Origin of the sequence: Streptomyces sp. CLV115 (assembly GCF_038448545.1) — a bacterium.
Classification (GTDB): Bacteria; Actinomycetota; Actinomycetes; order Streptomycetales; family Streptomycetaceae; genus Streptomyces; species Streptomyces sanglieri.
The window spans coordinates 9,840-32,025 of record NZ_JBCEWQ010000082.1 but is presented as its reverse complement, the minus strand read 5'-3'; the positions used below and the strand labels follow the sequence as shown (position 1 = coordinate 32,025).

Here is a 22,186-nt window from a genome sequence, read left to right as displayed (position 1 = left end):
TTACGGGACAGGCCTCAGCTCTCCGTGGACCGGTCCGCGCGCCGCTCTCGCGATGTCCCGCAGCAGTTCGTCACCGAAGTGGGCGGCGACCCACCCGTCGTCGTAGATGGTGTCCAGATAGGCGTTGCCGAGGTCCGGCGAGATCGCCAGCACCCGGCTGCCCCGTGGCACCCGATGGCCGTGGGCCATGGCCGCCGCGACCACGGTGCCGGTCGAGCCGCCGACGAGCAGGCCGTAGCGGGCCGCGATCCGGCGGCAGGCGACGATGGTGTCCCGTTCGGAGACCAGCACCCGGCGGTAGGCCCCCGGGCCGAAGATCTCCGGAATCCGGCTCGCCCCCATGCCGGGGATCAGCCGGCGGGCCGGCGCGCCGCCGAAGGTGACCGAGCCCAGCACGTCGACCGCGACCACGGCCGGCCGGGGGTCGTGGTCCCGGAAGTGCTCCAGGCAGCCCATCAGCGTGCCCGAGGTGCCGACGCCGACGAACAGCCGGTCCGGTACGCCGAACCGCTCGCAGATCTCGGCCGCGGTGCCGTCGCGGTGGGCCGCCACGTTCGCCGGGTTCGCGTACTGGTTCAGCCAGATGAGGCCGGGCTCGGTGGCCAGCCGGAGGCTGATGTAGGAGATCCGGGAGCCGAGGTAGCCGCCGTTGTCGTCCCGTCGTTCGATGACCACCACCTCGGCGCCGAGCGCCCGCATCTGCTGGACGCTGCGGTAGTTGCTGTTGGGGTCGGTCACCAGGGTGAGGCGGTAGCCGCGGGCCGCGCAGATCGCGGCCATCGCGACGCCGAGGTTGCCCGATGTGGACTCGATCAGTTCGGCGCCGGGCCGGAGCAGCCCGGCCCGCTCGGCCGCCTCGATCATGGCGGTCGCGGTCTTCATCTTGATCGACCCGGCCGGGTTGCGGGACTCCAGCTTGAGCCACAGCCCGGCGTGCGGCAGCAGGCCGGTCAGCGGGACGAAGTCCTCGCCCGGGTCAGGCACGGTCGGGTTGCTCATGTGGCGTCTCCGTGGCGGGCGTGAGCAGGGAGGCAAGCAGTCGGGGCCGGGTCCGGTTGAGGTAGTGGCCGCCGTCGGGCAGGGTCACCACGCGCGGATCCGCCGCGAGCAGCGCCCAGTTCGGCACGGTGCCCGGCAGATCGGGTGTCACCGGGTCGTCCTCGGCCGCGAGGACCGTGAACGGCCGCGCCAGTGGCCTGCCGTCGCGCAGCAGGTCGGCCAGGAGGGCGTTGCCGAGCGCGGTGTCGCGGCGCAGGGCGGCCACCTCGTCCGGTGTCGGCGCGGGCCGGTCGCCCGCCTCCGTGCCGGGCACCACCCACTGCCGGACCGTCTCGTCCGGCGCCTGCAGCACCTCGCGCACGGGATGGTCCGCGGGGTCGGCCGATTTGATCGTCTTGCCCACGACGACGACCGATGCCACGCGCTCGGCGGGCAGCCGGTGGGCGAGGGCCAGCGCCGGCCCCGCGCCCGCGCAGTGGCCCAGCAGGGCGAGCGGGCCCGGCACCCGGTCCAGCTCCGTGACCAGGGTGTTGACCATCCGGTGCGGGTCCGGGCCGGTCCCCGGCGGCAGGTCCAGCACCAGGAACCGGACGGGCAGCCGCTCCCGCACGGCCTCGGCGAGCGGCAGGTAGCCGACCGGGGAACCGCCCGCGTACGGGAAGCACACCACGGTCAGCTCCGGCCGGTCATCCGTCGCGATCTCGGCGAGGAGGCCGTCGCCGGCCGGTGCGAAGGCCCGTGCCAGTGCCTCGGCCGTGCGGTGCCGCAGCAGCTCACGTACGCCGAACCGGCCGCCGGAGCGCGCCGCCACGGCCATCGCGCTCAGCGAGTGGCCGCCCAGGTCGAAGAAGTCCCCGTCGGCGCCGACGGCTTCGGCCGGCAGGCCGAGGGCGGTGGCGAACAGTGCGACCACCTCCCGCTCGGCCGCCGTCGCGGGCGGCCTGGGGCGGCGCCGTTCCGTCTCCGGCAGCGGCAGCGCGGCGATGGCCGGCCGGTCCGCCTTGCCGTTCGCGTTCAGCGGCACCACCGGCAGCCGTCCGATGACGTCGGGCAGCATGTAGCCGGGGAGTTCGCGGGCCAGCTCGGCCCGTGTCCCGGCCGCGTCGAGCCCGGTCTCGCCGCTGTACCAGGCGACCAGCAGGCGCCGCTCCTGCCGGCGGTGGGCGAAGACGAAGGCGGCCGTGACGCCGGGCACCCGGGTCAGCGCCTGTTCGATCTCCGGCAGTTCGATCCGGTAGCCGCGCACCTTGACCTGCTGGTCCCGCCGGCCGACGCAGTCGAGCAGCCCGTCCGGCAGCCAGCGGCCGAGGTCGCCGGTGCGGTAGAGGCGGGGGGAGGTGTCGTCGAGGGTGTTGGGCGGGAAGGCGGCGGCCGTCCGCTCCGGGTCGTTGACGTATCCGGCGCCGACCGCCGGACCGCTCACCAGGATCTCGCCGATCGTGCCGATGGGGACCGCCGCCCCGTTCTCCCCCACCACATGGAGCGTGGTGTTCAGGACCGGACGCCCCACCGGCACCCGCTCGGCGTCCACCGGCTCCGCGACGATGTGGTGGGTGATGTCGTCGGAGGCCTCGGTCGGCCCGTACGCGTTCACCATGGGCACCCGGTACGCGGCGAACCAGCGCCGGGCCAGGTCCGGCCGGAAGGCCTCGCCGGTGACCATCAGGTGGCGCAGCGGGCCGAGTCCGGCGGGCCGTCCCGGGTCGTCGAGCAGGGCGTCGAGCAGCGACGGCACGACCTCCAGGGCGGTCACCCCGGCGTCGCGGGCCGTCCGCCACAGGTCGGCCGGGTCGACCACGTCGTCGACGACGACCGACCGGCCACCGGTGAGCCAGGCCGCTAGCAGCTGCCAGACCGAGATGTCGAAGCACTGCGAGGCGGTCTGGGCCACCACGTCGAAGCCGTCGAGCGCGAGGTCCACGATCTTGGCCTGGAGGTGGTTGAGCATGCCGCGGTGGGTCACCGTGGCGCCCTTCGGCTCACCGGTGGAGCCGGAGGTGAAGATGACGTAGGCGGGGTCGTCGCCGGACACGGCCGGCGCCGTGGCGTCCGGCGTCCGGGCACTTCCTTCCTTCAGTACCAGCTCGTACTCCGCCGGTGTGAGCACTGTCCGGCAGTCGGCCCGGTGGACCATGCGGCGGACCCGTTCGTCCGGATCGCCCGGTGCCAGGGGCAGGTAGACGGCGCCGGCCCGGAGGATGCCCAGCACGGCCACCGCCCACGGCAGGCCCCGCGTCATCCGGACGCCCACCGGCTCGCCCGGCCGTACCCCCCGGGCTTCGAGTCCGGCGGCCAGCCGGCGGGACTCCCGGTCCAGCTCGCGGTAGCTGAGCGCGGCCGTCCCGTGGTCGACCGCGACGGCGTCGGGCCGGGCGGCGACCGTGCCGGCGAACCGGTCGAGCACCGTCTCGCCCGGCACCTCGTGGGCCGGCCCGGTCCGCAGGGCGGCCAGCTCCCGCGCCTCGGCGTCGTCCATGAGTGAACGCGCCGCCGGGGACTGCCGGGGGTCGTCGGCCAGCAGTCGCAGGGCGGTCCGGTAGTAGCCGGCGATCCGGCCGATCTGCGGTGCGCCGAAGGCCGAACCGTCGTAGTGCAGGCTCAGGCCGACGGTGCCGTCCAGGGCGTCCCGGAAGAACTCCGCCCGCAGCGGGAACTCGGTCTGGCTGTGCACCGCGACCCTGCGGAGCCGGAACCCGTGCCGGCGGTCGAGGTCGTCCAGCACATGGAAGTGGGTGTAGTTGAAGACCACCTCGAACAGGTCGCGGCCCGTCTCCCGGACCAGCTCGCCCATCGGGAAGCGCCGGTGCGGCAGCAGCTCCACCTCCGACTCGTGGACCCGGCGGATCAGTTCGGTCCAGCTGTCCGCGTCGGTCCGCGCCCGCAGCGGCAGGGTGTTGAGGAAGAGCCCGAGGGTGGTGTCCCCGTGCCGTTTCTCCGGACGGCCGCTGAGTTCGTACCCGGTGGTGACGTCGAGGCGGCCGGAGACGAAGGCCAGTACCGCCAGGTGCGCCGCCATCAGCACCGACTTCAGCGGTACGCCGGTCCGGCCGGCGACGGCCATGAGCTCGGCGCCGAGCCCGGCGTCCAGCGGAACGTCCAGGGTGCGCAGCGTCTGTGCCGGGTCCAGGCCGGGGTCCGGCAGCCGGGGCACCCCGGTCAGCTCGGCGCCGTGGAGCACACCGCGCCAGTACGCGCGGTGCTCGTCGGACTCCACGGCGCTCCGCTCCAGCGCGACGAAGCACTCGAAGCCGACCGGCTCGTCGGCACCGGCCCCGGCGCCGGTGCCGGTCAGCTCTCCGTACCGGACGAAGAGGTCGTGCAGCAGCCGGTTCACGCTCCATCCGTCGAGCGCCGCGGCGTGATAGCTCAGCAGCAGGTGCCGGCGGTCACCGCCCAGGTCGCAGACCCGCATGCGGACCAGCCCGGGGGTGCCGTCGGGGAAGCCTGCCCGCAGCTCCTCCTCGACCGCCCCTTCGAGGTGGGCGCGCTGCTCCGGTCCGGGCAGGCCGGACAGATCGACGAACCGGCACCAGTCCGGGGCCGCCCGGTGCACCACCTGTACCGGGACCGGCTGCCGCCCGGGGTGGAAGGAGGCGCGCAGCACCGGGTGGCGCTCGGCCACGTCATGTGCCGCGCGCAGGAACAGCGGCCGGTCCAGCGGGCCGTCGTACCGGTACCCGGACACGTCGTGGTAGACCGCCGCGTCCCGGGTGGCGACCTCGTAGAGCAGCCCGCGCTGAAGGTGGGTCAGCGGGTAGGCGTCCACCGCGTCGGCGGGCAGCCCGGCCCGCGGGTCGTCGCCGGTGAGCAGGGCGAAGGGCACCGCCGGCGCGTCCTCGTCCACCTCGGAGGAGACCCGGCGCACCACCCGGGCCAGCGCGGCCACGGTCGGATGGGCGAACAGCTCCTGGAGCGTGAAGTCCAGGCCGGCGGGGCGTGCCGCGGCCAGGGCGCCGATGAACTTGATGGAGTCGATGCCGAGATCGAAGAAGTTGTCCTCGGCGCCGACCGGCCGGCCGCCGAGCACGCCCGAGAAGATTCCGGCGAGGGCGGTCTCCACCTCGCCGCGGGGCGCGCCGCCCCGCGTCCGCCTGCGCAGCCCGGCCAGTGCCTTCAGGTCCCGCTTGCCGTTCGGGGTGCACGGGATCTCGTCGATCCGCAGGATCGTCGCGGGCACCGCGTACGCCGGCAGCCGCTCGGTGAGAGCGGTCCGCACGGTGGCCTCGCTGTCCGGCCCGTCGGCGACCACGAACGCTCGCAGCGTCCCGTCGACGGCGATGGCCGCGCAGTCCCGCACGCCCGCCACCCCGCGCATGACGTGTTCGATCTCGCCCAGTTCGATCCGGTGCCCGCGGATCTTCACCTGGGTGTCCAGCCGGCCCAGGTACTCCACCGAGCCGTCCTCCAGCCACCGGGCGGCGTCGCCGGTCCGGTAGGCGCGCTCGCCGTGTTCCTGGAGGTCCGGCACGAAGCGCTCCGCGGTACGCGCGGGGGCGCGCAGGTAGCCGCGGGCCAGCCCGGTGCCGGCCAGGTACAGCTCGCCCGGTACGCCGATCGGTGCCGGCAGGCCGTCCCGGGTCAGGATCCGCAGGCGCAGGTTGTCGATCGGGACGCCGAGCGGGACCGGCCGGCGCGCGTCGTGGCCGGTGCAGTCGTAGTGGGTGACGTCGACGGCCGCCTCGGTGGGTCCGTACAGGTTGATCAGGGCGGGGCCGCCGTCCGGGTACAGCTCCCGCAGCAGCAGGACGGTCCCGGTGCTGAGCGCCTCCCCGCTGGTGAAGATGCGCCGCAGTCCCTCGGGGCGCCTGCCCCGGAGTCTCGGCAGCATCGCCTGGAGCATCGACGGGACGAAGTGCAGCGTGGTGACGGAGTGCTCCCGGACGCGTTCCAGGATGGCCAGCGGTTCGCGCTCGGCGCCGACCGGCAGGGTGCTCACCGAGCAGCCGGCCATCGACCACCAGAAGATCTCCCAGAGCGAGACGTCGAAGGAGACCGGCGTCTTGTGGAGGACGACGTCGTCCTCGGCGAGCGGATGGGCCCGCTGCATCCAGGTCAGTCTGTTGACGATGGCCCGGTGCTCGATCATCACGCCCTTGGGCGTGCCGGTCGACCCGGAGGTGTAGATGACGTACGCGAGGGCGTCCTCGCCCGTGAGGTCCGGCAGGTCCCCGCCGTCCAGCGCCGCGAGCCCGGGGTCGGCCGGATCGACCAGCACCTCGGCGCCCGGGCACTGCGTGCCCACGACGATCCGCGCCCGGCTCTCCTCGATCATGTGCCGGATCCGGGCCGGCGGGAGCGCCACGTCGATCGGCAGGTAGGCGGCGCCCGCCTTGACGATCGCGTAGAGCGCCACCAGTTCGTCCGTGGACCGGGGCACCGCCATCCCGACGATGTCACCGGGTTCCGTGCCCAGTTCGCGCAGCCGCCTGGCCAGCCGGTTCGCCCGCCGGTTGAGTTCGGCGTAGGTGGTGGCGCCGTCGCGTACCGCCACCCGGTCGGGGAACCGCGCGGCACCGTCCTGCAGGCCGTGGTGCAGGAGGACGCCCTCGGTCCGGGGCCGGCCGGTCCGGTTGACCGCGGCGAGCAGTTCGGCCTCGGCGGGGTCCATGAAGGTGAGCAGCGGGCCCACCGTGCCCGGTCCGACCGGGTCGAGCAGCCCGGTGAGGATCGCGGTGAATGCGCGTGCCAGCCGGTCGGCCGTCGACGCCAGGAACAGATCGGTGCGGTAGCGCAGCGACAGCCGGCCGGCCGTCACCGAGAGGCCCAGGGTGCTCCCGGCGGGCAGTTGCTCCGTGTCCGTGGCCACGACGGCGAAGTCGGTGGGGACGACGCCCGCGCGCCGGAGCAGCGCCTCGGGTGACACATCGAGGTTGCGTGCCCCGGTGAGGTACTGCTTGCGCACGTCGGACAGCAGTTGCCGGCAGGTCTGCCCGGGGTCGACGACGATCCGCACCGGGAGGACCCGACCGCCGGAGTCGGCCAGCACGCAGACGTCCCTGGTGTCCGTCCGCACGGCAGCGAGCAGCGCGGTCACCGTCGTCGTCAGCACCTGGACCAGGGTGGGGTCGTCACGTGTCAGCGCGGTCGTCCGCGCGACCACGGAGGGGTCGAGCGCGGCCGTCGCGGTCGCTGTCGGCCGGTCGTCCCGTTCCGTCCGGAGCAGGTCCCGGCAGAGCAGGGTGGCTTCGGGCAGCGCGTCGATCCAGCGGAGCCAGTACGACGTCTCCTCGGGGAACTCGTGCAACGCCCGCCCGGCGATCACATTGGTCACTGCATCGCTCCGAAATCGAAATCGGCCTCGTCGGCGTGGTCTGGGGCTGCCGCGCTGCGCAGCACCGGCCCGCCCGGCGCGGTGTCGAGCTCCGCGACCGCGGCCAGCACGGCGTCCAGGAGGTGGGTGGCGGAATCCGGCGCGTACAGGTCGGTGGCGTATTCCAGGTCCACGACGAGGCGGTCCGGGTGGGCGTGGGCCTGGAGGTTGAGGTCGAACCGGGGGCTGCCGGTCGGCAGCAGCTCCAGTCGGGCGCTCAGATTCCCGGCGGCGAACGCGTAGATGTCCATGTTCTGCAGGGCCAGGAACGCGTCGAACAGCGGATTGCGGGTTCCCGGCCGCCCGCCCCGGGCGGCGGCCAGGTCGTCGAACGCGAAGTGCTGACGGTCCAGGGCCCGGCGGTGCTCGGCATCGAGGCCGGCCACCAGGTCGGACAGCCGCATGCCGGGGGTGGTGCGCACCGGGATGGGCACGGTGGTGACGAACATCCCGACCGTGTCGGCCAGATCGGGGTGCGACCGCCCGTGCATCGGCACGCCGATCACCAGGCCGGTCAGGCCGCCGGTCCGGAGCAGAGTGGTCGCGTACGCGGCGAGCAGCACCACGAACGGGGTGGTGCGGTGCGACCGGGCGACCCGGGTCAGCAGGGACGTGGCCACCGGGTCGCGGCGCACGCGCGCACCGGTGTCCCCCGGGCGCGGCGGGCGCGGAAGGTCGGTGACGAAGGTGCCCGCTCCCGGCATGCCGTCCAGCCGGCCGAGCCAGTGGTCGTGGTCGCGGCCGGCCCGTTCGGCGCACCACGCGGCCGCGTCCGGCCAGCGCACCGCGGGCCGGGCGGCGGCGGCGCCCTCGTGCAGCTCCAGCAGCTGCTGTACGAGTACGCGCACCGAGACGCCGTCGGCGATCAGGTGATGCAGGTCGAGATAGAGGCGGGGACCGGCGATCCGGGCGCGGATCAGGGGCGGCACCGCGGGGTCGAACGGTCGTACGAAGCCGGCGAGTTCCGTGGCCGGATCGCCGGGCGGTACGGTCTCGCACTCCAGCTCGGCCTCGTCGAGCACCTGCTGGCGCAGCCCGGTGGCATCGACGAAGAGCCGGGTGCGCAGGGCGTCGTGCCGGCGGACCAGGGTCCGCAGCGCGGCGCGCAGCCGCTCGGGGTCCACCGGGCCGTCGAAGTCGATCCGGACCGGGATGTTGTAGGCGAGGGAGGCGGGGCGGGCCTGCCACAGGGTGTAGAGGCCGCGCTGGCCGGGGTGGGGAACCCCGGTCGGGCCGGTGCCGGCCGGGATCGGGCCGACCGCCGCCGGAGCGTCCGCCAGCCGCCGGGCCATCCCGCGCAGTGTGCTTGCCGCGTAGGCGTCGGCGAACCGGAGGCTGCGCCCCATCCGCCGGTCGATCAGGTCGAGCAGCCGGGCCAGCTTCAGCGAGTCGCCGCCGACGTCGAAGAAGTCGCTGTCCGGGTCGAGGTCCTCCGTGCGGCAGCCGAGCGCGGCGGCCCACAGCCGGGGCAGGGTCGGCTCGCCCTCGTCGGGCGTCTCCCCGGCCGCGTCGGCGGGCACCGGCAGCCGGGCGTTGTCCACCTTGCCGGACGGTCCGAGCGGCAGTTCGTCCAGGACGACGAGGTCCGCCGGCCGCAGATAGCCGGGGAGCAGCCGGGCGAGCGCGGACCGCAGGGGGCCGGCGGCGGTGCCGTCGGTGACCGCGTACGCGGTCAGCCGGGCCTCCCCCGCCGCGTCCCGGCGGGCGATCGTGTGCGCCCGCCGCACCTGCGGCAGCGTGCGCAGGGCCGCGGTGACCTCGGCGGGTTCCACGAGGTTTCCCGCGATCTTGACCTGCTGGTCGGCCCGGCCGTGGAAGTGCAGCACGCCCGCCGCGTCACGGGTGACCCGGTCACCGGTGCGGTAGCGGCCGTCGCGGAAACGGGTCGCGGTCAGTTCCGGGTCGTTCAGATAGCCCCGCGCGACGCCGTCCCCGCCGACCCACAGCTCCCCCTCGACGCCGTCCGGGACGGGGTCGCCCCGGTCGTCGCAGACGAACAGGACGGTGCCCTCGATCGCGGAGCCGATCGGGATCGGCTCGGGCACCGGCCGGGTGACGCGGTGCACGGTCGTGAACGTGGTGTTCTCGGTCGGCCCGTACCCGTTGTAGAAGTCGAGCCCGGGGCAGTGTCCGAGCACCCGGGAGGCGTGCTGGGGCGAGACCACGTCGCCGCCGGTGATCAGCGTCCGGAGGCCGGCGAACATGGCCGGGTCGTGATCCGTCATGCGGTGGAACAGCGGCGCGGTCAGCCAGGCGAACGTGATCCGCTCGCGCCGCAGGAACGCGCCGTACAGCGCCGGACGGGCCATGGTCTCCGTGGTGGCGATGTGCAGGGCCGCGCCGTTGAGCAGGGCGCCCCAGATCTCCAGGGTGGCCGCGTCGAACTCCGGGGCGGCGCCGTGCGCGATCCGGTCCTGCGCGCGGAATCCGGCGTAGCGCGCGCCGCAGACCAGCCGGATCACTCCGGCCTGGCCGACCACCACGCCCTTGGGCTCGCCGGTGCTGCCGGAGGTGAACATGACGTATGCCGGCACGTTCTCGTCCGGCACCGCCGGGGCGGCACCGCCGTCGCCCGCGTCGCGCACGTCCGCCGCCGTGACGAGCCGCGCCGATGCCGGGACGGCCGCCGCGTCCGGTGCGGTCCCGTCGCCCGTACCCACCACGAGGCGCAGCCCCGCCTTCGCCACGATCCGTCCCAGCCGGGCCGCCGGGTAGGCCGGGTTGAGCGGCACGTACCCGGCGCCGGCCAGCACCGTGCCGACCACCGCCGTGACGTACCCGGCCGACCGCTCGCCCGCGATGCCGACGAGCTCGCCCCCGCGCACACCCCGGCGGGCCAGCCCGCTCGCGAACGCCTCTGCGTCCGCGAGCAGTTCGGCATAGGTGCGCACCGCCCCGTCCTCGGCCAGAGCGATGCGGTCCGGGTACCGGGCGGCCTGCGTCCGGAACCGCTCGGCGATCGTCACCACCCGGTGTCGCCCTCGTCGGCGGAGAGCCGCCCGGCCAGGTCGTCGATGCCCGCCTCCCGGGCCCGGCGCCGCACCTCGGCGGTGAAGCCGGCCAGGGTCGGGTGCTCGAACACGGCCCGTACCGGCACCGTCAGGTCCAGCAGGTCGGAGAGGGTCAGGGTGATGTCCATGGCCAGCAACGAGTGTCCGCCGAGCTGGAAGAAGTCGTCCTCGGGACGTATCTCCTCCAGGTCCAGCAGCTGCTCCCACATCCGGGCGACGGCCGGCAGCACCACCGTGTCCGGTGCGGTGGCGTCGTCGTCGCGCCCGGTCCCGGCGTCCGGGGAGTCCCCGGCCGACCAGGGCAGGCCGAACTCGGCGACCCGGCGCTGCGGGTGCTGCGCCGCCTCGGCCAGCACCTGGAGCCAGCCCGCGGCGATCGCCTCGACGGTGGCGGCGTCGAAGACGTCGGTCCGGTAGCCGAAGGAGGCCCGCAGCTCGCCCCCGGCGTGCTCGACCGCCAGGTCCAGATCGAACTTGGCCGTCGAGTACTCGGTCGGCACCGCCGAGACCTCCAGCCCCGGCAGGGTGAGCTCGGCGTCCTCCTCGTCGTCCACCCCGAACAGCACCTGGAAGAGCGGGTGGTGGCGGGCGTCGCGCCGTGGGCCGATCTCCTGGACCACCCGTTCGAAGGGCACGTCCTGGTGCTCGTACGCGCCCAGGGCGGTCTCCCGCACCCGGTCGAGTACCTCGGCGAAGGCCGGGTCCCCGGCGAGGTCGATGCGCAGCCCCACGGTGTTGACGAAGAAGCCGAGCAGCGGCTCCAGCTCCAGCCGGGTGCGACCGGCGGTGGGTGTGCCGATCACCAGGTCGTCCTGCCCGGTGCGGCGGGCGAGCAGCACGCCGAACGAGGCCAGCAGGGTCATGAACAGCGTCACGCCGTGCGCCCGGCTGAGGCCGAGCAGTTCGCGGTGGACGTCCGGGGGGACGGTGACGGTGACGCTCGCCCCGTCCACGCCTCCCGCGCCGGCGGTCCGCGGGCGGTCCAGCGGCAGGGCCAGCACCTCGGGCGCGCCGGTCAGCCGGTCCTTCCAGTAGGCGAGCTGTCGCCGGCCGTCCGGCCCGGCGAGCCAGTCGCGCTGCCACACCGCGAAGTCGGCGTACTGGATCCGCTGTTCCGGCAGGGCCGGCGCCCGGTCCTGGACGGCGGCCGCGTAGAACTCGCCGAGCTCCTTGTGCAGCACCGCCGAGGACCAGCCGTCGGTGACGATGTGATGCTGGGTCAGCAGGAACACGTGCTCCTGCTCGCCGAGGGTGATCAGCATGGTCCGGATCAGCGGCCCGCGGGCGAGGTCGAACGGCTCCCGCTCGTCGGCCCGGATCAGCATGCCGAGCGCCTCGGCACGCTGGGCCGGAGGCAGTTGGGAGAGGTCGCGGCGGCCCAGCGGCACCTGGAGGTCCTTCACGACCGTCTGGTGCAGCCGGCGGTCGGACCAGGAGAAGACGGTACGCAGGATCTCGTGCCGGGCGACCAGGGAGCGCACCGCCTCTTCGAGCGCGTCCGCCCGCAGCGGCCCGTTCAGCCGCAGCACCACGGGCACGTGGTAGCTGACGTCGCCGCCGTTGAGCCGGTCGAGGAACCAGAGCTGCTCCTGGGCCGGCGACGCGGGGAGCGCCGCCCCGTCGCGCGGCACGGTGGCGATGGCCTGTTCCTGCCCCTGGTCCGCGCGGGTGGTCAGCTCCGTGGTCAGCGACGCGACCGTCGGATACTGGTAGATGGTCCGCAGCGGCACCTCCCGGTGCAGCGAGCGCCGGATGCGCGAGGCGACCTGGGTGAGCATGAGCGAACTGCCGCCGAGGGCGAAGAAGTTGTCGTTGCGGCCGACGCGGTCGACCCGCAGCACCTGCGCCCAGATCTCCGAGAGCCGGCGCTCGACCGGCGTCCGGGGCGGGAGGTAGTCGCCGGTGCCGTCGTCGGCGGTGGCCGGCTCGGGCAGCGCCCGCCGGTTGATCTTCCCGTTCGCGTTGAGCGGGAGCTCGTCCAGCACCATGATCACCGACGGAATCATGTAGGCGGGCAGCCACTCGGTCAGGTAGGTCACCAGGTCGACCGCGGCCTCGCCGTCCAGCAGTGTCGCGTAGCCGACGAGCCGTGCGTCGCCGCCGGCCGCGGTCGGGCGGACCACCACCACGGCGTTGTCGACCGCCGGGTGCCCGCGCAGCGCCGACTCGATCTCGCCGAGCTCGATCCGGAAGCCGTTGACCTTCACCTGGTTGTCGATCCGGCCGAGGATCTCCAGCACCCCGTCCGGACGGAACTTCGCCAGGTCGCCCGAGCGGTACATCCGGGCCCCGGGCACGCCCGAGAACGGGTCGGGCACATACCGGCGCGCGGTCAGCCGGGTGTCCCGGTGGTACCCGCGGCCCACGCCCACCCCGCCCACGTACAGTTCGCCCGGCACCCCGACCGGCTGCGGCTGCTGCCGCTCGTTGAGCACGTAGAGCTGGGTGTTGGCCGCGGGCCGGCCGATCGGCACGATGCCGTCCTCGCTCGTCGGGCCCTCGTGCCGGGCGAGTGTGGCGTTGTCGATGGCGGTCTCGCTGAGCCCGTACGCGGCCACGATCTGGGTGTCGTCCCGGCACAGGTCGCGTATCCGCAGGTAGTCCCGCGAGTACCAGATGTCGCTGCCGGCCACCAGCAGGTCGAGGAAGTCCAGCCGCAGGCCCGCGTCCTGGAGGTGGTCCGCCAGCGCCGCGAGGATGGGGGTGATGAACTCGGCGCTGTTCACCTCTTCCCGAACCATCAGGGCGTGAAGATCGGGCGGGGACATCACCGTCTCGTGCGGGACGACGACCAGCTTCGCCCCGCTGAACAGGGCCCGGGTCGCGTCCGCGACGAAGATGTCGAAGGCGAAGCTCGTCATCTGCAGGTGCGAGCGCATCGGCGTGTCCCGCAGATACGTGTGCTCCCAGAAGCGGAAGTAGTTCGCGTAGTTGCGATGCGTGACCATCGCGCACTTCGGTGTGCCGGTGGAGCCGGACGTGTAGAACATGCACGACAGCTGGTCCGGGTCGATGGTGACCTCGGGCGCGGTCGCCGGCATCGCCTCCAGTGCCGCCCGCTCCTCGTCGAGCAGCAGCACGGCGCCCGCCGGCACGGGGACCTCGCGGACCGTGGCGGAGGAGCTCACCACGACCGGCACGGCCGCGTGGCCGAGCATGTACTCCAGCCGGTCGCTCGGATAGTCCGGGTCGAGCGGTACGTAGACGCCACCGGACTTCAGTACGCCGAGGAAGGCGACGACGACGTCCACACCGCGCTCCATGCACACGCCGACCGGGGTCTCCGCGTCCACGCCCCGGCTGCGCAGCAGGTGCGCCAGCTGATTGGCCCGGCGCTCCAGCTCGGCGTAGTCGATCCGGTCGGAGCCCTTGACCACGGCGGGGGCGTCCGGCGTACGGGCCGCCTGCGCGTCGAACAGCTCCGGCATGGTCAGCGGATCGCCGATGTCCAGTGCGGTGTCGTTCCAGACCGTGAGCTGCTGCTCGCGCTCCGCCGGGGTCAGCATCGGCTGCGCGGCGAGCGGGGTGTCCGGGGCGTCGAGCAGTGCGCCGAGCAGCTGCACCCAGTGGCCGGCGGCGCGCTGTGCCGTCCGCGCGGTGAACAGGTCGCCGGCGTACTCGATCTCGCCGCGGAAGACGTCGCCCTGCTGGATCAGGTCCAGGCTGAGGTCGAACTTGGCCGAGACCTGGGTGTCGGTGAGGGTGTCCACGGTGATGCCCGGCAGCCTCAGCTCGCCGGTCAGCTCGGCGGTCTGGAGCCCGAAGCTGGCCTGCACCAGCGGTGAGTAGCTCGGGTCGCGGTCGGCCTGCACCGCCTGCACGACCTCGTCGAACTGCACGTCCATGTGCTCGAAGGCGCCGTAGACCGCCTCGGCGGCCGCGGTGACCAGGTCGTCGAAGCCGAGGTCGGGTGCGACGTCGACCCGGATCACCAGGGTGTTGACGAAGCATCCGATCAGATCGTCCAGATCGGGGTCGGGGCGGCGGACCACCGGGATGCCGACGGCGAGGTCCCGCTCGCCGGTGTAGCGGGCGAGCAGCGCGAAGAACGCGGAGAGCAGCACCACGAACGGGGTCGCGCCCCGGTCCCGGCCGAACTCCTCGACCCGGCGGGCCAGTTCCGCGTCCATCTCGAACTCGGCGACCGATCCGCGGTAGCTCTGCACCGCCGGACGGGGGTGGTCCGTGGGCAGTTGCAGCGTCGGCGGGAGCGGGGCCAGCCGGTCCTGCCAGTAGCGCAGCTGCTCGTCGAACTCCTGCGACCGGGCGCGTTCGGCGAAGTCGGCGTACTGCACCGGCAGTTCGGGCAGCACGGGCGCGCGTCCCGCAAGGTGTGCCGGGTACAGCTCGCTCAGTTCGGAGAGCAGCACGGCGGCGGAGGAGCCGTCGAAGACGATGTGGTGGAACGTCAGCGCCAGCACGTGTTCCTCGGGGCCGCAGCGCACCACGGCCGCCCGCAGCGGCGCCTGGCGGGCCAGGTCGAACGGCGCGTGGGTCTCCTCGTCGAGCACCTCGCGCAGTCGCCGGTCCCGGTCGGGGTCGGCGGCTGTGTCGTGGACCGGCAGCGGCACGTGGGCGCCCTCGGTGACCACCTGCACCGGTACGCCGGCGCGGTCCAGGAACCGGGTGCGCAGGATGTCGTGCCGGGCGACGACGTCGCGCAGGCACCGTTGCAGCACACCGATGTCCAGCGGGCCGCGCAGCCGCAGCAGCAGGGGGATGTTGTAGAGCGAACTGTCCGGGTGCAGGCGGTGCATCAGCCACAGGTGCTGCTGCGCCGCCGAGAGCGGCCGGTCCTGCCCGGACGGCGCGGCGGCCGGTCCGGCGGTGTCCGGCCGTTGCCGCCGCTTGCGCGGAACAATGCTCATCAGGGGCCCTCCACGGTGTGCATCGGCGCGACGGCCGCGTCCAGCTCGGCGCGCAGTGCGCCGGCGTAGGTGTCGAGCAGGTCCGCGCCGACCGGTTCGGGGTCGTACTGGACGGTCACCCGCAGGCGTCCGTCGGCGATCTCCGCGTGGGTGGCGATCGCGAAGCCCACGTCGGTGACGCGGTCGCGTTCCCGGATCACATGGGCACCGTCCGGCCTGCCGGCCGACTCGAACTGGACGAAGTTGAAGAACGTGTCGAACAGCGGGGTGCCGGTGCCGCAGCGCTGGATGTCCACCAGCGGAAGGGCGTGGTGGCCGATCAGGGCCTGCTCGGCCCGCCACAGGTCGGCCGGGCCGTCGGCGGCCGTCGCCGGGACCGGCACGGTGTTCAGGAACAGGCCCAGCGTCCGGTCGCCGCCCTCCTCCCCGACACGCCCGTTCATCACCAGTCCGGTGACCACGTCACTGCGTCCGGCCGCGGCCGCCAGTGCCCGTACGTGCGCGGTGAACAGCAGTGACTTCACCGGCACCCGGGCCGCCTCGGCGGCCCGGCCGAACACCTCGGCGGGCACCTCGTCGTACTCGATGACGTGCGCCCGGCTCATCCGCGGGCGGACGCTGCCGGCCAGGAGCAGCGGCCGGACCCCGGCCAGGGACTCCCGCCAGTGCCGGCGGGTGTCCTCGTCGGTCTGCGCGGCGAGCTCCGCCTCCACATAGCGGCGGTAGGGCAGCGTCGGCGCCGGTTCCGCCTGCCGGCCGAGCCGGCAGCGGTCGTACTCGGCGAGCAGCTCCTCGGTCATCAGCTGGAGGCTCAACCCGTCGAGGACGCCGTGGAAGTGGGTCTGCACCAGTTCGAAGGTGTCCGGGCCGGTCCGCAGCGCGGTCAGCCGCAGCATCGGTGCCCGCCAGTCGAAGTGCGCGGCCTGTTCCTCCGCGACGAGCCCGGCGACCCGCTCCTCGCGCCCGGACTCGGTGAGCCCGGTCAGATCCTCCGCGCGGCAGGGGATCTCGACGCGTTCGTGCACCAGTTGCAGTGGCGTCCGGTAGCCGGCGAGGTCGAAGGAGGTACGCAGCGCCTCGTGGCGGGCGGCCAGCCGGCCCGCGGCGGTCCGCAGTGCGTCCGGGGCCCATGCGCCGCGCACCGTGACCACGGTGACGACGTGGTAGCTGTCGCTGTCCGGCGAGGTCTCGGCGTGGTACACCATGGCGAGCTGCAGCGCGGTCATGGGGTACGCGTCCACGACGTCGCCGGCCAGTTGCCTGCGGTCCGCCGGGTCGATCAGGTCGAAGGCGGCCCGTTCGGGAGCGGCCGGCTCCCCGCCGGTGTCCTCGCGGCCGGTGATCTCGGCGGCCAGAGCCCGGATCGTCACGGCACGGAAGACCGTGCGCAGCGGGAACCGCAGCCCGGCACGCCCGGCCACCGCCCGCATCCGGATGGCCCGGATCGAGTCCCCGCCCAGCGCGAAGAAGTCGTCGTCCACGCCGATCCCGGTACGGCCCAGCACCTCTTCCCAGACCGCGACGAGCGCGCGTTCGTCGGCGGTGGCCGGCCCGGTGACGACCCGGTCCTGCCGCCCCGGGGCGGGCAGCGCGGCGCGGTCGACCTTGCCGTTGGCGGTCAGCGGCAGTTCGTCCAGGTAGACCACGTCGGCCGGGACGAACGGCTCCGGCAGCCGCTGCGCGACCCACTGCCGCAGCAGTGCCGCGTCGGGTACGGCCAGGGGCGGCTCGGCGATCGGCCGGGGGTCGCCGCGGTACTCCGGGCGGACCGCGTAGACGGCGTGCCGGTCGGTGCCGACGAGCAGCTCGTCCTGTTCGGTCACCACGTCGAAGCCGCGGGCGCGCAGATACTCCGCGATCTGCGCGGTCCGGCCGTCCGGGGCGCCGCCGGTGTCGTCGTGCACCTCCAGCGCGATCTGCTGGACGAGCGCGAGGTGCGCGTCGTCGATGCCGTGCAGCACGTCGAACTCGGCCCGCTGCACGTCGATCTTGAGCAGGTCGACACGGGTCACGTCGGTCTCGGCGAGCACGTCCGAGAGACGGCGCAGGGTGACCTGCTCGGTGTTCGGGGTGAACCGTTCGGCCAGTACCTCCGAGACCTCGCCGAACAGGGCCTCGTCGCGCCGGTTGGTGAGGAAGCGCTTGACCACCGACAGCTCCGCGGCGGGGTCGGCGTACGCGGCCAGTCCGGACATCATCGAGTAGCCGGGGTACACGGTGAACGACGCGGTGCCGGCCCGGTCGGACAGGCCGATGGGGAACAGTTCGATACGGCTCCGGCGGCCCTGCGCGTTCTTCCTGAGCAGCTCGTAGGGTTCGGGCAGCGGTTCGAACGCCAGGATCCGCGCGCCGGGGCAGGTCGCGTCGACGAAGCGGGCGAACATGCCGATGTTCGCGCCCACGTCCAGCACCACGGCGTTCTCGCGCAGTGTGATGCCGCCCCGCAGGTAGGTGCGCTGGACGAAGATCTCGTCGAAGAGGTAGCGGGTCTCGTGCGGGTTCACCCCGACGAGGTCGTCCAGCAGTCCCGAGGTCGCCTCCGGCCGCGGCACCACGTAGGCGGTGAGCCGGTCCGGGGCCGTGGAGGCCCCCGGTGCCGGCCGCCGGTCGACGACCGCACGGGCGAGGGCCGGATGCGCCTGGAGGGCGGCGGCCACCTCGCCCGGTTCCAGCCGGTGCCCATTGATCTTGATCTGGTCGTCCAGCCTGCCCAGGTACGCGATCCGGCCGTCTTCGAGGAACCGGACCCGGTCCCCGGTGCGGTACGCGCGGACCTGGTCGATCTCGGTGAAGCGGGCGGCGTCGGCCTCGTCGTCGCCCCAGTAGCCGCGGGCCACCTGGGGTCCGGCGACCACGAGTTCGCCGGCGCAGCCGGGCGGCACCGGCAGGCCCTTCGGGTCCACCACGTGGACCCGGAGTCCGGGCAGCGGCCGGCCGATGGACGGGGTGTCCGCCGCGTCGACGCGGGCCCAGGTGGCGTCCACCGTGCACTCCGTCGGGCCGTACAGGTTCACCGCACGCACCCCGTCGAGGCCGGCGAGCTCCTGCCACAGCGCCTCGTCGACCGCTTCCCCGCCGACCAGGACGAGCTCCGGCAGGCGCTGGCCGGGCTCCCGGCCGTCCAGGATCAGACGCAGGTGCGACGGGGTGCAGTCGAGCACCCCGGCGCGGTGCCCGGCGAGCCAGTTCAGCAGTGCCGGGACGTCCCGGCGGGTCTCCTCGCCCACCAGGCACAGGGTGCGCCCGGCCGCGAGCTGCAGCAGCTGCTTGACCGAGGCGTCGAAGCCGAGCGACGCGTTGACCGCGACCCGCAGTCCGTCCGGAGCGTCGGCGTAGACGGTCTCCTGGAGGGCCCCGTACAGGCCGACCGCGTTGCGGTGCTCCACCACCACCGGCCGGGCGGCACCCGTCGAGCCGGAGGTGAAGATGATGTACGCCGGGTCCTCGGGCCCGGGCCGGACCCGTTCGCCGCCGGTCGCCGGGGCGGTGCCGTCGAGCGCCAGCGTGGGCAGCTGCGCGGCGAGGGCGCGCAGCGCCGCCCCGCCGGGCGTGCCCAGCACGAGTGCGGCGTCCACCGCCCGCGCCTGGGCGGCGAGCCACGCGGTGGGGTGGACCGGGTCGAGCGGGACGTAGACCGCACCGGCGCGCAGCACGCCGACGAAGGCCGCGATCACCGACGCGGACCGCTCGCCGAGCACGACCACCCGGTCTCCGGGGCGGACGTCGCGCTCGCGGAGCCGGCCGGCTATCGCGTCCGCGGCGCGGTCGAGTTCGGCGAAGGTGAGTGTGCCGTCGGGGGCGATCACCGCGGGGTCCGTCCCCGTCGCCGCGCCGAAGGCGTCGTCGAGCAGGTCCACCAGGGTCTGCCCGGCGTACGGGCCGGCCGCCCCCGCCCAGCGGGCCAGCGCCCGGGTCTCGGTGGGCCCGGCGCCGCCGCCGGCCAGCTCGGCCACCACGGATTCGAGCAGCATCCGCCCGGCCGCCGGAGCGGTGCCGGGCCCGGCGGTGTGGAGCGTCAGCCGCAGCCGGCCGTCCACCACGACGCACTCCAGGTGCAGGCCGGTGGCGGGCGGCGCGGAGCGCACCGACATGTCCTCGGCGCCCAGCGCGGTGAGCCCTTCGGCGCCCGGCTGCGGATGCATGGCGAATCCGGCGGCCGCGGTCCGGTCCAGCGGGGCGACCCGGAGGCTGCGGCCGCGGGCCTCGGTGAGCAGCGAGGCGAGGGCGGTGTCGTCGGCGTCCCGGGGCAGGTCGATCGCGACGAAGCAGCCGAGCGGCCCGATCACCCCGGTGGTTCCGTCGGGGTGGCGGCCCGAGTCGTACCAGGCGATCGCGAGCGGTTCGGTGCCCTGGTCGAGGTAGCGGCCGAGCGCCCGCAGCCAGGCCCCGAGCACCCGCGGCTCCGGGTCGGCGTCCGGCAGCGGGCACTCGATCGTCAGGTCCGCGGGCGTGTCGTCCCGGTGGGGCAGCGTCACCGAGGTGACGGCGCCGGGCGCCGCGGGCACGTCGCCGGAGGCCTCGTCGGCCTGCCACTCGGCGACGTCCAGGAACTGGATGCGGTCGGGGTCCTCGGCCGGCGGCGTGCCGAGGTAGTGCGCCGCGAACTCGTCGAGGAACAGGGTCAGGCTCTCCCGGTCGGCGACGAGCACCGAGGCGTCGACGGTCAGCCGGTCCGCCGCGAGGGTCACGGTCACCGGCGCCGCGTCGGCGGCCGCGTCGGCGTCGCGGACCGGCAGCACGGTGTCCTCGTCGACGACCTGGATCGGCATGCCGGTGCCGGTCAGGTCACCGATGCGCAGCCGCAGCGTCTCGTGCCGGGCGACCAGTGCGGACAGTGCCCGCCCGGCCCTGTCCCGGTCGAGGGGCGTCGCGGTCCGCAGCTGTGCGGTGACGCGGCCGTCCCGGTCGTGGGCCCAGTGCCAGCGCTGCTGGGTCGAGAGTCGGTAGCTTTCGGTTACGGACACGGCAGCGCTCGATTCACATGAAGATCCGACATGGCGACAAGGGTCCGGCGCTCGCCGGTGAACGGCTCTCGGCCGTGCGTGGCCAGGAAGTTGTCCACCATCAGGACGTCACCGCGCTGCCACGGGAAGGAGACCGCCGTCTCCTGGTACAGGTTCCGGATCAGCTCGACGACGCCCGGCTCGATCGGTGAGCCGTCGCCGTAGTAGGCGTTGCGGGGCAGCCCTTCCAGGCCGAATTCGCCGATGAGCGCCTCCGCCACCTCCGAGGGCATGTTGGAGACGTGGAACAGATGGGTGTGGTTGAACCACACCTGCTCGCCGGTGCGCGGGTGCGTGGCCATCGCCTGGCGCACGGCGCGGGTCCGCAGTCCGTTGCCGCCGGTCCAGTGGAACTCGGTGTTCGACGCACGGCAGTAGGCCTCGACCTCGGCCCGGTCCGAGGTCTGGAACACCTCCTGCCAGGGCAGGTCGAGGTCCTCGCCGTAGTTGCGCACGTACATCACGCCGTGCCGCAGGAACCGCTCGCGGATCTCCGCCGGCAGCCGCGGGGTGAACCGGCGCTCGCCGGCCAGCGGGGTGGCGCCGCCGGTCTCCGCGGGGAGGTCGCAGTAGAAGTACAGCCGGCTGGGCCAGTTGTGCGCGTAACTCATCTCGTGGTGCAGCGGGATGACCTGGTCGGAGGCGAACTCCGTGGAGGTGAAGACCTTGTCGGCGACTTCGTCGCGCGGTGCCGCCCGCTCCAGGTACCCGAGCAGGTCGGGGCTGACCCCGCGGGCGGCGGCCCCGAACGATTCCGGACCGGGCACCGAGAAGCCCCGGAACAGGATGGCGCAGTACCGGTCGAGGTCGGCGAGGATCTCCTCGCGGTGGGCCGCCACGTACGGTGCCAGCGGAGCGCCGTCGTCGCTCCGCAGCACCAGGCAGAAGTCGTCGTCGTCGACGAACGAGCGGCGGATCGGGTCGGCGCCGGTGCGCGGACGCCGCCGTACGGGACCGGGGGTCATCGGGCGGCTCCGATCTCCGCGGCCGAGGACCAGCGGTCCGCCATCGCGGTCAGGATGCGGCGCGGGCCCTCGAAGGGCTCCCGCGCGTGTGCGGCGAGCATGTTCTCGACGAGCAGGACGTCGCCCTGCTGCCAGTCGAATCCCACGGTCTCGGCCCGGTACGCCTCCCGGATCGCGGCGACGGTCTGTGCCGGGATCGCGCTGCCGTCCCCGAAGTAGGTGTGGTATGGGAGGTTCTCCTCGCCCACCGCGGCGAGCAGCCCGTCGCCCACCTCGTCGGCGAGCGCGGCGTTGTTGAAGAACAGCGCGTGGTTGAACCACGTCTCCTCCCCGGTGCCGGGGTGGATCCGGATCGCCGGCCGGACCTGCCAGGTCCGCAGCTGCTCGTCGCTCACCCACTCGCAGGAGATGTCGTGCTGCGCGCAGTACGACTCCACCTCGGCACGGCTGCCGGTCTGGAACGCCTCCTGCCAGCTCAGGCTGATGCCGGGCAGGTAGTTGCGGACGTAGCGCACGCCGAGCTCCCGGAAGCGGGCGACCGTCGGTGCGTCGAGCCGGGCCAGCACCCGTCTGCTGTCGGCGAGCGGGGTGCGGCCGCCGGTGGTGGCCGGCCGCTGGCAGCAGAAGACGATCCGCACGGGCCAGTCCAGCGTGTACGACTGCTCGTTGTGCAGGGCTATGTGCTGGTCGGCGGGGTGGTCGGTGGAGGTGTAGACCCCCTGGGTGATCTCGTGCCGGGGCGAGGAGCGCTCGCCGTAGTCCAGTACGTCGCGGGAGAGCGCCGCCATGACACTGCGGAAGGCCTCCGGTGAGTCGATGCCGAAGCCCCGGAAGAGCACGGCACCGCTGTCGTGGGCGAGCCGGGTGACGGTCTCCGTGTTGCCCGGGAGCCAGGACACGAGGTCGGCCGCGCCGGTGCCGAGCACCAGGGCCGGCAGGCTGCCTCCCTGCCATCGGGGGGTCACCGTGACGGGGTTCGTACGGGCACTGCGGCGGGATGGCGCGGTCATTTCACTCCACAGCAGAAGGG

Annotated in this window: 7 protein-coding genes; all 7 read right to left on the bottom strand. The window is 73.8% G+C overall.

All coding sequences use genetic code 11. From position 1 onward, the window contains the following. The 7 genes from sbnA to AADR41_RS25560 are packed head-to-tail and all read right to left on the bottom strand — an operon-like array spanning position 1 to position 22,166. Positions 1-999, bottom strand: coding sequence for a 2,3-diaminopropionate biosynthesis protein SbnA (sbnA, locus tag AADR41_RS25590; protein WP_342283749.1), 999 nt, complete (start codon positions 997-999; stop codon positions 1-3). Continuing rightward, on the bottom strand, positions 977-7,270 hold the full coding sequence (locus AADR41_RS25585; protein WP_342283748.1) for an amino acid adenylation domain-containing protein: 6,294 nt from the start codon (positions 7,268-7,270) through the stop codon (positions 977-979). Before AADR41_RS25585 ends, sbnA begins: the two co-directional genes overlap by 23 nt. Continuing rightward, complete coding sequence (locus tag AADR41_RS25580) at positions 7,267-10,278, bottom strand: amino acid adenylation domain-containing protein (RefSeq protein ID WP_342283747.1); 3,012 nt, start codon at positions 10,276-10,278, stop codon at positions 7,267-7,269. The genes AADR41_RS25585 and AADR41_RS25580 overlap by 4 nt, the downstream gene beginning before the upstream one ends. After that, the gene (locus AADR41_RS25575) at positions 10,272-15,188 is read right to left on the bottom strand and encodes an amino acid adenylation domain-containing protein (RefSeq protein ID WP_342283746.1); all 4,917 of its coding nucleotides are present in this window, start codon (positions 15,186-15,188) and stop codon (positions 10,272-10,274) included. The genes AADR41_RS25580 and AADR41_RS25575 overlap by 7 nt, the downstream gene beginning before the upstream one ends. Then, positions 15,188-20,152: an amino acid adenylation domain-containing protein gene (locus tag AADR41_RS25570; protein ID WP_342283745.1), complete on the bottom strand. Its 4,965-nt coding sequence runs from the start codon at positions 20,150-20,152 to the stop codon at positions 15,188-15,190. The genes AADR41_RS25575 and AADR41_RS25570 overlap by 1 nt, the downstream gene beginning before the upstream one ends. Next, the gene (locus tag AADR41_RS25565; protein ID WP_342283744.1) at positions 20,143-21,156 is read right to left on the bottom strand and encodes a TauD/TfdA family dioxygenase; all 1,014 of its coding nucleotides are present in this window, start codon (positions 21,154-21,156) and stop codon (positions 20,143-20,145) included. Before AADR41_RS25565 ends, AADR41_RS25570 begins: the two co-directional genes overlap by 10 nt. Continuing rightward, positions 21,153-22,166, bottom strand: a complete 1,014-nt coding sequence (locus AADR41_RS25560; protein ID WP_342283743.1) for a TauD/TfdA family dioxygenase — start codon at positions 22,164-22,166, stop codon at positions 21,153-21,155. The genes AADR41_RS25565 and AADR41_RS25560 overlap by 4 nt, the downstream gene beginning before the upstream one ends. Between the last annotated feature and the right edge of the window lie 20 nt (positions 22,167-22,186).

Coding starts and splice junctions, on each gene's coding strand:
- AADR41_RS25565 (WP_342283744.1), bottom strand. CDS start 21,156: ATGACCCCCGGTCCCGTACGGCGGCGTCCGCGCACCGGCGCCGACCCG.
- AADR41_RS25575 (WP_342283746.1), bottom strand. CDS start 15,188: ATGAGCATTGTTCCGCGCAAGCGGCGGCAACGGCCGGACACCGCCGGA.
- sbnA (WP_342283749.1), bottom strand. CDS start 999: ATGAGCAACCCGACCGTGCCTGACCCGGGCGAGGACTTCGTCCCGCTG.
- AADR41_RS25560 (WP_342283743.1), bottom strand. CDS start 22,166: ATGACCGCGCCATCCCGCCGCAGTGCCCGTACGAACCCCGTCACGGTG.